Here is a 14,898-nt window from a genome sequence, read left to right as displayed (position 1 = left end):
ATAACCACTTGTAGCTTGTCCACAGATTTTATTATTTCTGTACCTGATGGAGCTGACAACGAATGGAAAGTAAGCATGTATCCAACACTGAAAACATATTTCTTTAGTGACCTTTTTGGATTCCATGATCAATATGAAACGCTATTTGATGATGCGGCAGAAAGCTGGATTGGCATCGAAAAAGTTTTTAACTTGCCGACTGTCGATCTGAAAGATGAATGATTTGTTACGTTGATATTAATAATTTCTAAAGTTATTGGATTATGAGAAAAACATTCTTGGTGATGAGCAGGCTTATCGATTTATTTGTGGATATCTTGCCTATAGATGAGCTTGGGTTTAAACATGTCAAACTTCAATCAGAAGGGAGACCACCGTATAATCCTGCAACATTACTAAAATTGTATTTATATGGTTATAAGCACTCAATAAGATCATCAAGAAAGTTGGAACACTTCCTGTAAAGTAAATGTGGAATTATGGTGGCTATTAGGAGGCTTAATGCCCTCTTTTCGGACAATTGCTTATTTAAAAAAAAATAATGCGGAGGCTTTTAGAAAAGTCTTTAGGCAGTTTGTCCTTATGCTAAAGGATATGGGTCTGATAGAAGGCGAAACCATAGGTATAGATTCTTTCAAGATATTTGCCCAAAATAGTCTCAGAAACAATTATACACAAAAGAAGATAGACAGACATCTTGAATATATAGATAACCGTATTGAAGAATTTGAAGTAGCTTTAGATAAGACTGATAAAGAAGAAGAAAAAGAACTTCTTAAATCTAAGATTAAATTACAACAAGACAGGCGTAAGAAATACGAAACTCTTGATACGGAATTGAAGAATAGTAATGATACTCAAATAAGTCTAACAGACAAAGATTCAAGAGCATTAATGTTAACCAATAATGTATCAGGAGTTGAATATGCGGTTCAAGCAGCCTTTGATAGTAAACACAAATTATTGGTTCACTCTCATATTGGAGCATCAACTGATAAAAGAGAACTATCAACAGCGGCATTGACCGTCCAGGAACTACTACAATTAGATTCGTTCAACACACTTAGCGATGCCGGTTATACTAGCGGCGACCAACTACAAGCCTGTAAATATTCAGGAATATGTACTTATTCATCGCCTATGCCATCAACATCACCTAATTCGAATTCCATACCACTGGCTGAATTTCATTATATAAATGACGGAGATTATTATATCTGCCCTTGTGGAGAACAAATGACAACAACAGGGAAATGGAGAATCCGTCCCAATTATAGATCAAAAGTATATAAAACATCAGCTTGTGTAAATTGCTCAATAAGAGAAAAATGTACTCAAAATCAAAATGGCAGAGTAATAGAAAGAAGTGAATATCAAGATGTAATAGATGAAAATAACGCCAGAGTTATGAATCATCTGTTGCAAGGGCGCGCAGCAGACATTCGTAATGTCGCACAACTTCCGCCTCTTCACCGCCCTGACGGGAACTGCCACAGCCCCCCAAAAACAGTCCAAACAAAAAGACTAAAACAGTTGATCGTTTCATGGTGCTGTTTGTTTAATGGTTAAATTACTGGTCATGCACACAACGGACACTACCGCCCAGCAGATAATGATAACCATAATATTCATTAAACCCTGCAGGTAACCCGGCCGGACTATGAATGTCATTACCGGCACCATGCATTAAGGCCCATCTATTACGATTAACCCTATATGTGGGCGCTGTTTTTCCAGCTCCGATATCAGGATTCCAATATATTCCTGTATGTAATACAGAGGCAGGAGAATGTCGTTGAGGTGATGAATATATCATTGGAGTTTGTGTCCAGATAGCTAAAACGCCTTCTTCATATCCACCATCGGGGGCAGATATGGCTGGAAAAGACTTAGCTATTCCCGCACCGCTTTCTATCAATCGAGTAAATACAACAGGATAAGAGCCTGTTATAGACTGTATCAGATTAATAACCTCCCAAGCCGTAGGGAGTCGCCAGCCATCGGGGCAGGCACGTTGGGGAATACTGCCATAATAAATGGGTCCGACCATAGCTGGTGCCAAAGAATATGAACGAGGACGAGCAGCCATATTAGGACCTCCTTCCCTACTGGCGTCTATCATCCAACAAACACCACCATTACCCATACGGGTAGTCTGATAGTTACTGCCACCGATACGCATAAGTTTCATGGAATTTCCGAAACCACAAGCCGGTTGCTGGCTTACATGCAAACGATATTCCAATTCGTTAGCAGAATTTCCTGTTCGTATGGAAAGGACAGCACTACGCATATTCTGGGTAAAGTTCTTACTGTTTGCCGAAATAGTAACCGTGGCTGGTACTCCCGCTGTACCCGAGGTTTGGCTGAGTGAAATCCATGAAGGTTTTCCGGTTATTTGCCAATTGGTATTCTCTGTAGTTATATTTACGGGTAATGAAGCGACACCTATTTGGATATCACCGTCAAAAGCAAACACCCGTTTGTCCACCGTCAGCCGTTTGTTCCCTCGTACTATTACTTCTTCTTGTACCTCGTTCCACGGCACGATACGGCATTTAAGGGTATGGTTTCCTTTGAAAGCTTCCTCGGGAGTTTGGGCCGGCAACCCGTCCACACTTTCCACTTGTACTTTATATTCATGATTACGCAGAATATCCATCGGCACTCCCGAACCGTAGTCCTTGAAGTCGAGGCGGTAGTAACCGTCTACCGACGGCTTAGAGCCGGTGAGATACGGCTTCACGTGCATAACCAGACAAAGGTCGTCCAGCGCATTCCCGCCCGAGGGGCGGTTCTTGTTGTCCACCTCGCACAGGTAGAACGTCTTTTGTGAGCCGTTGAAAATACCGATATTCCCGGGTGACACATCGCTGTTCAATGAGGTGAATGTACCCCGTGTCTGCCGTGCCCCGACGGGTACGGTGGGAGTATTCACTTGCTTGCCCGTCACATTATAGTTGTCCGGTGCAATGCGTCCTTTTGCCCGGTAATTGTACAGCCGCAGATCGTTGTAATAATAGAAAAAGCCTTTTAGGTCGGATTCAAGAGGATTGATAAGCGTGAACTTAGCTACCGCACGTATCATCGTCACCTCTTGGGGAGCGCCAGAGGGAGAGAAACCTTCGCCCACCGCTTGGTTGGGAAGCTCGCCCCACATGGGTATGCCATTCGTAAAGTCGGGTGCGGCATCCGTTCCGACATCGAATGCCAGGCGGTTCATTACCCCCTCTTTCTGTTCTCCGAATGCAGCAGCAAGGGTATTCACCTGCTCACGGACATTGGCAAGCACCACGAGTGTCTGATGTTCGGGAGCTCCCATCAGCTGTACACGTACGGTTTGTGTGCCGATATCGTATGTACCCTGTGCACGGTAGAAGAATGTACCTTTCTTTATATTCGTAGGATCTGCAGGATCAACCTTGAATGAAAGTACATCTACAGTATTGATTCCATTTTCATCTATAGCACGTGTCAGCGGCGCACGCGTTTCGGAACTTTGCGAGGTGTTCATTTCAGCAGCCTGTTTTGAAGCACCGGTTTTAAAGTTCAGGTAAATAACGGCTGTATGTCCGTTCGCTTGCGGCACCGACTGCTCCGCATCATCACTGCAAGCGGTCGGAAGGAGCGCCGCCATTGCAATCCACAGCACAGCTGAGGCATGTCGCCTCCACAGATATGCCACACGGGTGAAACCGGATAAACCGGAAGTCTGAAATCCTATATTCATTTTTCTTCTTTTTTTAGTAATATATCTATTTTTTATATCAACTTTCTTACAAACTAAATTGCATCGGTCATATACCGTCTTACTTATTTATCGGCGAACAGACGAACGGAAAACCCGTGGTGTTTAACGTCTCTGTAGTTCGCGAACGCAGAGTACGAGTAGAAAGACACGTTCCAAGCATTGCCGAGGAGGCTGGGAAACTCCGTGCTCGACCAATACCGACCATATTCGCCTCGGGCTTCGAGCAAACCACTCGAAATGAACGTTGGGAAGGAGATATAACCGGCAGCCGGAAAAATACGAACGACAGCCTCGGAAGTATGGCTATCCCACCAAGAATCATTATTGATAGTGCTAATGTTTCCTGTAAATGCGCTGCCCAAGTAAACACAATCCACTTTCAATAGGGAAGTAAAGTCATGGTTGGCAAACGAACCCACGCGGGTGTAACGGTAAGCACAAACCATATTATTATCAGTAGCAAGAGGGAAATCGGATAGGGAAGAATCATCGATAGGATTACCGGTACCTTGTTTGAAACGCAGAGCGTAACAAACACCGTTACCCGAAGAGAAATAATCGTTGGCGAAAGTTTTTTTGATGCCACCGAACTCAATAGCCTCGTTGACATTAGAAGTATTAGTAGGGGAATCATATTGGGTATTACCGCTGTAGGAGAAAACGCCCGTCAACTCCCAGCGGGAAGGCAGGTGGTAACCATAACCGGGATGCCCCAGTTTAAAAAAGACATCATCAAAGAGCTTCTTGGCATTTGGATTGTAAGTATCATTATTCTCTCCTGTGAGCACGTACCAATTATAATAACCGGATTGGTCATTGCTATGGCTCGAAGCCCAATGAAGATTAGGGTCAGTCTGGGCTGCAGTGGGAGAAATACCCGGAGGAACGGAAGAAATGAAAGGAGAATTATAGATAGAGCCACCGGCGAGGTTATATTCGGCAACATAATCCAAAGGCGTACCGATCTGCTTAATATTGATTTTAGTATAAAGTCGTCCAGCCCGTATCTACAGATAACCATCCTTGAATCCCTTGCCATTCGTGATGGCCTGCAATTCCTCCGTAACCGGATTGGTGAGAGTGGCGCCAGCCGCCCCACTGTTTTGACTGGGTTTCAGCCATGAATTAGAAACTGAAATTGTTGTTCCGTCGGCATTATAGGCACCGACCTTCCACCCACTGGGGTAATTGGTGCGCACAGAAAATTTGTTCTGTGTGCTTGTGGCATCGTGCTTGCCTTGAAGTGTCATCGCCGTTCGGGTCACTGCCAAGAAATGCCCCGATTCATTGAACGTTATATCTGTGAATGCGTCTATCACGATGGGCACTACTACGATGTTATGGTTGGTAAAGTTGTCCGGGCTGGTTACAGCCTCGTTCAAAGTGGCAAACCCCGGCCCTTTCACTTCCTTGATGGTGAAAATATAGCGGTGGTTGCGCAGAATGGGCATGTATTTACCCTTTTCGTAAGGACTCGTGCCACCGCCCTTGATACCGTCCCATGTATAATCCATTCAGTAGTAGTATTCTCTTCCTTGATAGGCAAGATTTATAACTATACAAGGACGGCTGCCGCCGGAGATAGCCGACTGTTCATTCAAATAATAAGTGATGACATTCGGAGATGCGGTGTTTGCAGTTCCCTCAAGCGGGTGCCCGCCACTGACTGCTGGCTGCGATGTGGCAGGCAGTGTGGGAGTCATGTATCCCGACTGTGAAGCGGTGGTATTGTATGTAGCAAGATCTACCCAAACGCGTCCGTTGCCTACGGAATTGACGAAGTAAACCTTTCCCGCAGCTGTCGTGGCTCCCGAAGTTGTAGGATTGATGATATCCACCTTCGCCAGCATGCGGATAAGCGGTATTTCCTGCGCAATGGTTTGCGACACACCGGCTTTCAGTTCAAAGCCTCCCGCCGGGGCATGCTCGCCGTACATGGGTATGTATGTGCCCGTACCTTCTTGTCCGAACCTACCCACGACTTCCACTTGCTTAAGAGCATCATAGGTGGAACCGGCTGTTATATTTGCCAGTTCTGTTTGGGCATTAGCTATGAGAGCTATACGTTTGTATCTGCCCGCAATAACGGGCACAGAGAAGTATTTCGTATCCGAAGAGCCTGAAAGTGTATGCAACGAGCTGCCCAGAATATCATATTTCACCTTGACTTTCTCCGTACCGCCTTCATCGGCAAACATCAGTACGGTAATCTCTGTTATCCCTTTCTCGTCTACACCACGAGTATTCGCCGCCCGGAAATCGGGAATCCTGACAGAAAGTGTCACTTCGGCCGTCTCACCTTTGCCGGACACGGGCGGAACAGGAAGAATGAGTTCGTCTTGCCGGCACGAAAGTACGAGCGGCAGTAATAACAGGACCGACAGCAGGTTGCGGAACGGTATGATGATTGAACTACTTGGCATAATATATTGTTTTATGATTTGCATTTCATGATTGACCGGTGCGTTTTTTACACTCCTCCGGGTTTTACATTCTGATTTTCCCAATTCCTGATCGTTATTTTCGCATGACCGTTTGTAAAGGTAATCTCGATAGGAATGGTTACTTCAATATCTTCCTCCATCGGTATGTGGTAGCGGGCAATAAGCCCTGCCAACGAAATCGGGGGCACGATATGGTTTCCCGTGGTGGGATCGATAATTTCCACCATGCCGGGGGTATCGGCCTTGAAACGGGGGATGTCAGTCGTGGCATTAGCATGGCGGTTGGTGACATCATATGCTACGGCAGGCTGGAATGTCTTGTTCCGGCTTACGGACTGGAGACGCCATGTGCCCGAGGTTTCGTCGAACACCGGTCGCAAGGCTGACTCCATGCCCGTGATGTGTACCACAGGCTGCACGCTCACACCATCAAGGTGAAGACTTACACGGATAGTGCCGGGGCTGAAATTGACAGTATGGTCTCCAGTCTCGTGCTCACTGACCGTAAGTGGCGTGACAGCGAAAAGAAGCCGATCAAGCGTGGGGATGGAAGCGGAAGTCTCCGCATGCGGGTGTGAGGCGGAAAGGTTCCTTATGGTTTCTCCTTCGGAAAAGCCGCCGAGCTTGGTCTGTGCATCCGAAGCATTCGCCCAGAGCACGACAGTGTAGTTTCCCTGCGGCAGATACATCTCAACACCCTGCAAACGGTCAAGTTCACTCTTCTCCAGCGTCTGCATATGCTCAATACTGCCATCGGGACGGTACACACACAGCCTCACCCTCTGAACACGCTCTCCGAAAAGGTCAGCGGCAGAGCCGCGAGGCTTGTAGGTAAATCGTAACAGGGTATCCAGAGGGCAGCCCTCCAGGGACTCCCTGATGCACCCCGACAAGACTAAGGTTAAAATACCGGAAAGCATCAGGAAGCGTATAGCTTTATACAATTTCATGCGTAGTATCTTTTAGGTGAATAACTGTGGTTATGACTTTATATGAATATACGTGTTATGATTTAACAGGTTATAGAAATACAGGTCGTGAGGTCAGGGCAAAAGACACCCACGACCTGCTTACATTCCGCCGTGCGAGAGGAACTGGTGAACTAGTAAAATGAGCTAAAAATCTCCTCTACGCAAACGGACTTGTAAAAGAAACAAACAAATACAATATACCTTGATGGTATGACAGTTAGAGATTAGGCTTGACAGGAACGACCGTCCAGGCTTTTACCGTCACCTTCAACCAAACGCTGACAGCACTGGTATTAGGTATTGTGGAAAGGTTGCTCTCGTCAAATGTAAAGTCGGCTTTCGAGATAGTATAAATCTTTCCTTTTTCCAGTTCTACAATATTGCCACTGCCATCTTTGAATCCTCTCACGGTGATAAACTGGTCACCTGTGCCGAAATTCACGCTGCTGCCGGCCTTAGCAGCCAAATTACTCAACTTAAATACGAGCTGGAGTTGCTCGTTCGCGTCAGTACTGTTACCGTTAGGAACAACCTGATATGCCCAACGTTGCCCTGCAGTTGGCGGAATGACTTCCTTTGGGATACCTGTAGCAGCGACGGCAGACTGGTCAAAGAGTTTTCCAGCGTTAGCAGGGGTGTAAAGCCCCTGTCCTTGAGCATAGGCAGCAGGAGTAGCACCATATTGTACTTTCGTTCCCACAACGGTACCGGCCAGGTTGAACTTTTCAAAGAAGTTATTCACATAGATTCCTTCCAGCGTAAAACCATCCACCGCACTGGAGGCCGTAGTCGCCAGACCTTCGATTTCGACACGTGCCACGGCAGGACCGATTTCCACTTCGGCATACTTGTCACCGTCCGTTATTCCAGGGGCATAAGGCAGGGCCGGACTACCGGTAGTCCATGTCTGCAGGGGTTTGTCATCGCCGCTCAACACCACATCCGCAACTGCAGACTGGCTTGTGATTTCCAGTTGTACAGCTTTCAATGCAGCTACGGTTCCACCTGTAGGCAATGAAGTTCCGGCAGGAATATTACCACATACCGTTACAGTGGTAGCCGCCGCGGGTACATCCGTTATTTGGGTACCGGTAGTCAGATTCGCAATCGTGATGGGAGTGGTTGTAGTCGCGTTCACATATTTCAGAATGCTGGTCCCGTCATGGAAGTATACATGCAGATTACTTACCGTAGCAACCGTTCCCGAGGCTACAGGAGGCTCGGTCGATCTCGTCAGCGTCGGCAACTCCAGCTTCATGAATACGCTTCTCGCTTCCCCGTTCTTTACGTCAGGCACTTCGATGTCATCGTTACTGCACGCGGTGAATGCTGCAGCCATAGCAACCATTGTAAACACGCTTAACAAACTTTTTTTCATAATCATTGTAATTAAATTGTTAATAAAAAAATAAACACTAATAAAACACTTGTTAATATTTAATTCGTACTTATACTTTTTTTCCTGTTTTGTTCTTTCTACTTTTTACTATTTCCCTTCCGCTATCCTGTCCAGTTCCATACGGAGCCCGAAGAACTTGGGAATGAGGTCCGACAGTTCCGGATCCAGGGGAATACGCAGGACAAGATTGGGATTCATGCGGCAGGCCGCAAGCATATGTTCCACTGCTAAGTAATCATCGCCCTGCCGGGCGCTTACCACAGCATGCAGGTATTCCTTGCGGGAATCTACGGGTAACTGGTCTAAAAGAGCGGAAGCCTCTTTATGATAACCGAGCTGTGTCAGGCAAAGGGCGGTGTTATAGTCAGGCCGTTTTTCCAATATCGGCAAGGCTTGCCGGTATTGTCGCTCTGAAAGGAGCCGCAAGGCTTCGGCATACTCTTCTCCCTGCGGAGTATATACGGGACCGCTTGCCGCAAGAGAGTCTGTCTCCGCAGAAGCTATGACATATTGGTCCAGAGCGGAACGGTCAACCAGGTCGCTAAGCGAGGCCACAATGAAGAGCAGCGTGTCCGAGGCGGCAGGCCGCCATGTGCTGCGGTCGGTGGCTTCCACGATAGACTCTAGCCGCACACGGAGCTTTTTCATTCCATCGGTGACGGGCAGAGAATATACATAGTTGTAGATATAATCATGTCCGGAAACTGAATCCGAATTCTGGCGGACCATCACGGAGTCGATATAGGGGAAGGGAATCATACGCCGGCGGATTTCATCACGGTTACGGTCATTCATCTCATTTTCGGCAATCCGGTCGTAGAAATAACGGTGGCGGGAGATGTCCATCGAATCGGTGGCGGTGAGGACATAGTTGTGTATGTTGGACAGGCTGCGCCCCCCCGTTATAAAGGTCACGGAATTTCGAAGGTACACGATCGGCGGTAAGCTCGCGTTCCAGCCGGTACATCGGCCAAAAGGAGGCCGTACGATGATATTTACGGTCATAGGAGGCCCACAACCCGAGCGTGTCACGACCAGCCACATAGCGCCGTACGCTTTCTTCGATCTGCTTGCGTTCCAGGCGGTGACGGAGTGTCGCACGGTTGGCCTGCGTACGCGTGTTCCAGAAATTCTGGCGTTCAAGGGCAAGGCGTTTCCACTTCTCGTAGGCAAGCTGACGGTCGCGCTCCTTGCCGTAAAGTTCATAGAAGAACCTCTGCCGGCAGGCGATATCCTTATTGATGCCTTTACGGTCAAGATACACACTATCATAAGCCGAAGGATCGACAATTCCATTAAGAAACAGCCTGTACGCCTTATAGTCCGCTTCCTGCATGCGGGTAAAGGAAGAACCGGAAAGCACAACAGGTGGTAGCGGGAAGCCTGAACTGTCAGAGGTGCAGAGCATCGGGGTGAGTGTGACACGCCAGCAACTGTCAATCAGGAGGGAAGGGACATGGATATTGAATTCCAAACGCACGGAACCTTCCCGCATGGTGACCTGCTTGACGACCGTGCGTGCAGCGACGATGTCAACACCGCCCAGGTGTATGGTTTTCCATACGTCATCCGTACTGTCGGAGACCTCTTCGAACTCACCGGGAAGAGTGTCCGAAGAAGTGGTGAACCCCACCTGTTCGGCAAGCACTCCGGAAGGTGCGCTCTCCTCGTGGGGAAGAAAAATATTAGGACGGCCGGACTGCATAAACAGCCGCATAGTCCGCGGTTCGCGGGAAGTGGAACAGGACACGGCCAGTAACACTCCCGCGCAGAAAGCGGCGGCCGTTATGTGGGATTTGAGATACTTATTCATCATTCAACTTTTTATATCTTGTTTCAACAGATAAGATGGTTTCAGAAAAGATAAACCAGATTAACGGCGGTACGTGTGGGTGTCACATAGACACCGGAGCCCTTGCCGGTACGCTTACCGCAGTTCACGCAACGGTAACGTTCCCAGTCGGCCCAGACAACACCGAGACCCAGTTCGAACTCCAGATTCCAGCGACGCGAAAGGGGGCGCACCAGCCCCGCAGAAAGCCCGCCGCCGAAAGCTGTGCCTTCGTAACGGTAGCGATGTCCGAACAGACCACCCGCATTATATATGGAGAACACACCGTGGAGCCCGATAAAACAACCCCTTCCGTAAGTTTCGCGCATCCAATAACGCACACCAGGCTGGACTGTGAAGTTTTTAAGCTTGCCGTCATCCCAAAGACGGAAAGGATTGTACTGTACGGGAAGATAGGCGGACCAATGCGTGGAAAAAGCCATGGAACCCTCCACATTCAGATTCCCCGTACCTAAACCCACCAGATTGGTTCTGACAGAATAAAACTGCGCGGAAACCTTGTCTGAATACACAAGGCAGGCCAAGACACAGGCAAAACATAAAAAGTACTTTTTTCTATTCAAATTCATAATTCAAACTAGGATAACTCAAACTTTAAGTGGATAAACAAAACATGCACCCAAAGTAAACGGATGAAAAGCTGTGTCATCATAATAAGACTGTTCTTATTCTACGTGCAACCTGTAAAAATGAAGTATTTTAATGAACAAGAAACAGTTTTATATTATCACATCTGTTTTGTTTTTCCTGGTTGCAAAAGTAATAACACATAAATCACGAGTTACAAAATGAAACCACAAATCTAACGTCCGCATTGCATAAAACATTATAATACAGAAACATAAAGACTTCGTTCTTCTTATTTTTCTAACACGACGCTAACAGATGATTTACAACCTTAAAAAATATAGGGCAATCAATAAGTTTCTGACAATTGACTGGAATAGTAACAGATATTATAATGAAAGCATCTTCATACTTTCCGGACATACCTCCCAGGAGAATTAAACCTGTTATGGCTTACCTCCATGACAAAACCATTCTACAATTACATCATTCCGGTATTATGGCAAAAACAATCTGAACATATTCTAGATTTAATTACCGGATGATGCATTAGTCATTGGAACCTAGTATAAAGTTGAAATACCTATCCCAGAAGGCTTAAGAATAATTCTTTATTAGCTGTTTCCGTAGATTTAATACGTGATTTGAGCCGTGACTTGCGAGCGTATACATTAGCCACCGTATCCTTCATGAATAAGCTAATTACTTGCGGTGAAAATCCTACAAAAATATAGCATAATAACCTGGTGTCGGAAGCTTTCATAGTTGGAAAATCTTCCTTGAGCTTGTACATGGCATTGTCATGACAAGTGTTTACGATTTTTTCCAGTTCTTGCAGTATGCCATTGTTTTCTGCAAAATCTGTAATTATCTGCTTTACTTCATTAAATATGACTGACTGTTGCGATGTTGTATTTTCACGTTCATAGTAGGTCTTTCCAAGTTTATCGACAATGTCAAAGCGTGAAGCAGCCAATCCTCTTAAATAACTTTCCGTAGTCTGCTGTTTTTTCACGCGTTCAGTAAGAGCCTTGTACTCGGAATTGGCTTTCTCTGTCAATAACAAATAATGGTTGGTACGATCACGTTGCATGCGTAAACGTTGGCGGACGATATACCAGGCAATTCCAATAATAAAAAAGGTAGCGGCTGCTATAGCTATTTCCCAGACAGTCCGGTTTTTCATTCTGTATTGGGCGAATTTTGTTCGCTCTTTAAAATAGTCCCGCTCGACCATACCGGCGGAGAATTGCATGTTTGAGCGCATTATTGAATCGTTCAAGTAGATATAGCGATGTACATTGTCCGTTGCTTTTTCAAAATTTTTAGCCTGCACTTCGATATGGTATGCAGTGTATTGTAGTTCTGCCATGTCGCAAATATCAGTAGTGTGCGCCTTTGCAAGCTCCAGATAATACCGTGCACTGTCTATATGATTCTTCAAAAGACTTACATCTGTCAATGTGTGATATCCATATACCGTATCCTGTCGGGCGGAAAGTTCGATTCGCTGTAACAGGTCATTGGATATATGCCGTTTGGATATCACATATAGTGATGCAAGATTAGTAAGGCTGACTTCTATCAGATTACTGTTATTATGTTCATCGGCCAAGTCAAGAGCCGCCGAATACAGCCTTATTGCTTTTTCTATATCTTTTGAGTGAAAAGTAGCGGCTGCCATGTCAAGGGTTGCCTTTGTCTCCTCCTGGATATCACCCGATTGGCGGAAATTATTTCTGGCTTCGTGGAAATAATGATATGCCCGGCTGTAGTTCATTTGTTTATAATATACTTCACCGATCTGTCTGTATAAAAGCCCTTTGTAATAAGATTCATCGGTATCTGTCAGTTTCTTTTCTATTTTGAGAAAAAGACGTAATGCTCCCGGTTTATCACCTGTGCGTAATTTAATTCTTCCCCAATAATATAGAGTTTTACACTGGTGACGTAAATCTTTGGGGTAATGTTTATAATATTGCCAAGCCTGGCGGATCAATGAATCGTCAGTAACTTTCATTTGTTTTTTTTCCAAAGCTTCGGAATAGAGCAATGCATATCTGGCCTGTTCAGCCCGGTTGCCTTCTGGTTTGAGTTTTTGTAGTATTGCTAATGCACTATCCGGGTTGTTCTGCATTAGCTTTTCAGCCTCACTAAGGCGAGGGGTCTGTTCCCTGTTATAACAACCTGTAAAATAGAGAATAGCTGATAGTCCAATTATAATTTTATATTTCATATTGCGAATATTAGGAGTAACAAACACATTTCGATGCGGAAAGCTTTTATTAGAAGAAATATAATTATTATTACATTCTTTGTATCTCAACAGAAACCATAAATACTTTTTTTGCATGATTCCCTGCATGATAGTTCTCAATTCCTATATATACCATTTCCAAAAACAGACAATAACCAAAAAGTTATAAAATATGCAGGCTTGGGAGTTTAGTATTCTTCATCTTATTATCAACTTTAATTATGCGCTGCTTTATACCATAATGTATTTTCTTTCAGCACAGTCATAGGATTGTCACTCGGATCGGATGTTGTTATACCGGAAAATGTATTGATAGGAATAATACCTTTGGCCATAGTGTAGAAATTTTTTGTATGGGTTTTATATGGAACAAGATGATTTAGCTGCTCTCTAAATTGGTTTAATAATATAGGATCGTTACAGAGTGAGGTTATATAATCTGCAAAATCATAAAATATTACAGGAGTATAACCATCTAAACGTTGGATTGTTCCCCTCAGGGATTTGTCAAAAGAATATTTACTATTGATACTTTTTATGATGGCTGCCATATTCTCCAGTTCTGAACAGTCCGTTACTGCTAATGTCCCACAAGGCATTATTTCATAGGTTGAATAAAAATTGTAAAATTCTTCACATCCCGATTGATAATCGGGATTCCCCAGTAAATATTCCCCAATAGCGGCATAAGGCATTCCGTATGCCATCATCTCACTGGTAGAACCAATCAAATATTTTGTAACATCCTTTAATTCATAGGCAACCTCTATAGATGACATATAACAGTCATCAAATAGAATATATTCCATTTTCATGCCTGCATTAGCAATACCGGAGGCTAGAGATTTTATATCTGTTTGGTATTCGGCGGTCAGTCCTCCAAAATAACGTGTCAATGGAACACCCTGATATTCCCAATGCATTTTCATGTGAGGTGCGGAACGCACTTTCATCTCATAAACAGGAAGCCATCCCATACCGTGACATCCTATAATCATGGTATAAACAGAAGCCGGAGCAAATGCCTTTACATCATTTAAAATTGCTGTTATCCCATCGATTGTCGTAAAAGGCGGAGACTTATATTTTTTAAGTATTTCACGTTTACATCTCCCGTGAGAAGACACAATTTCAAACATCATGGCCTCCGTACTACCGGTAGAAATAAAAACAATTACTTTCTCATTGTTCAGCCCTATTTTCGTTATACATTTTTCCAGGTCAGATATGTTATTATAAAAATAGTTCGTCAAATTTGAGGACCATGGCAAATACATGAATAATGTTTTCCGGTTGGCTTCTATCTTTTGATTTTCCTCCTTCTCGCATGAAGAAAAAAGTAAAATTCCTCCCAATAAAAAGATAATGCTAACCTTTACGTAGATTTTTTTCGTTGTTTTCATCCTGCAAATTGTCCAATAACTCATTATTACTTTTTTATTATAGCCTTCCATTGTAAAATCTCTATTTTATCTTAAATGTGAATTGTAAATAACCATTTCCTGATATTCATAGAATCAAATCCTCTTATAATCTTACAATATTATGACTCATTATCTCACAATATATTGAATATTCTAATAAACAGCATGAATTTAATCGTTTATAACACGAGATGATTTTCTTTTCAATGCCCTATGGCAGTTCTCATTGGAGA

General features: G+C 44.5%; 12 protein-coding genes and 1 pseudogene. 3 read left to right on the top strand and 10 right to left on the bottom strand.

Going from position 1 to position 14,898, the window contains the following annotated elements; all coding sequences use genetic code 11:
* The first annotated feature begins 15 nt into the window (after positions 1-15).
* Positions 16-222, top strand: coding sequence for a hypothetical protein (locus NBH14_RS14885; protein ID WP_224202417.1), 207 nt, complete (start codon positions 16-18; stop codon positions 220-222).
* Between the two features lie 65 nt (positions 223-287).
* A pseudogene (locus NBH14_RS28820) lies at positions 288-1,416 on the top strand (transposase); the annotation flags it as partial.
* Positions 1,417-1,570: 154 nt separating this feature from the next.
* Here the strand turns inward: NBH14_RS28820 and NBH14_RS14870 are convergent.
* From NBH14_RS14870 to NBH14_RS14840, 7 genes are all read right to left on the bottom strand, one after another.
* Complete coding sequence (locus NBH14_RS14870; protein WP_004308145.1) at positions 1,571-3,730, bottom strand: BACON domain-containing protein; 2,160 nt, start codon at positions 3,728-3,730, stop codon at positions 1,571-1,573.
* An 83-nt stretch (positions 3,731-3,813) separates the two neighbouring features.
* Positions 3,814-4,704, bottom strand: coding sequence for an Lcl C-terminal domain-containing protein (locus NBH14_RS14865; protein ID WP_004308146.1), 891 nt, complete (start codon positions 4,702-4,704; stop codon positions 3,814-3,816).
* A gap of 54 nt (positions 4,705-4,758) precedes the next feature.
* Positions 4,759-5,202 carry a hypothetical protein gene (locus NBH14_RS14860; RefSeq protein ID WP_224202419.1) on the bottom strand — a complete coding sequence of 148 codons (444 nt, stop codon included), beginning with the start codon at positions 5,200-5,202 and terminating at the stop codon, positions 4,759-4,761.
* Between the two features lie 63 nt (positions 5,203-5,265).
* Positions 5,266-6,174 (bottom strand): fimbrial protein, encoded by a 909-nt coding sequence (locus NBH14_RS14855; RefSeq protein WP_004308148.1) that lies wholly within the window; start codon positions 6,172-6,174, stop codon positions 5,266-5,268.
* Positions 6,175-6,221: 47 nt separating this feature from the next.
* Complete coding sequence (locus NBH14_RS14850) at positions 6,222-7,115, bottom strand: FimB/Mfa2 family fimbrial subunit (protein ID WP_232304475.1); 894 nt, start codon at positions 7,113-7,115, stop codon at positions 6,222-6,224.
* A 268-nt stretch (positions 7,116-7,383) separates the two neighbouring features.
* Complete coding sequence (locus tag NBH14_RS14845) at positions 7,384-8,544, bottom strand: hypothetical protein (protein ID WP_004318672.1); 1,161 nt, start codon at positions 8,542-8,544, stop codon at positions 7,384-7,386.
* Positions 8,545-8,652: 108 nt separating this feature from the next.
* The gene (locus NBH14_RS14840; RefSeq protein ID WP_225693909.1) at positions 8,653-9,480 is read right to left on the bottom strand and encodes a hypothetical protein; all 828 of its coding nucleotides are present in this window, start codon (positions 9,478-9,480) and stop codon (positions 8,653-8,655) included.
* Positions 9,481-9,899: 419 nt separating this feature from the next.
* Here NBH14_RS14840 and NBH14_RS14835 point away from each other — a divergent pair, with 419 nt between their 5' ends.
* Complete coding sequence (locus NBH14_RS14835) at positions 9,900-10,412, top strand: hypothetical protein (RefSeq protein ID WP_171033839.1); 513 nt, start codon at positions 9,900-9,902, stop codon at positions 10,410-10,412.
* A gap of 7 nt (positions 10,413-10,419) precedes the next feature.
* Here NBH14_RS14835 and NBH14_RS14830 read toward each other — a convergent pair whose 3' ends face one another.
* From NBH14_RS14830 to NBH14_RS14820, 3 genes are all read right to left on the bottom strand, one after another.
* Positions 10,420-10,986: a DUF3575 domain-containing protein gene (locus tag NBH14_RS14830; RefSeq protein ID WP_055173484.1), complete on the bottom strand. Its 567-nt coding sequence runs from the start codon at positions 10,984-10,986 to the stop codon at positions 10,420-10,422.
* Positions 10,987-11,567: 581 nt separating this feature from the next.
* Positions 11,568-13,220 (bottom strand): tetratricopeptide repeat protein, encoded by a 1,653-nt coding sequence (locus tag NBH14_RS14825; RefSeq protein ID WP_138343251.1) that lies wholly within the window; start codon positions 13,218-13,220, stop codon positions 11,568-11,570.
* Between the two features lie 236 nt (positions 13,221-13,456).
* Positions 13,457-14,644 (bottom strand): clostripain-related cysteine peptidase, encoded by a 1,188-nt coding sequence (locus tag NBH14_RS14820; protein WP_008771494.1) that lies wholly within the window; start codon positions 14,642-14,644, stop codon positions 13,457-13,459.
* Between the last annotated feature and the right edge of the window lie 254 nt (positions 14,645-14,898).

It is taken from the genome of Parabacteroides caecihominis (genome assembly GCF_023656785.1).
In the GTDB taxonomy this organism is placed as follows: domain Bacteria; phylum Bacteroidota; class Bacteroidia; order Bacteroidales; family Tannerellaceae; genus Parabacteroides; species Parabacteroides segnis.
This window is presented reverse-complemented; position numbering and strand designations above follow the sequence as displayed.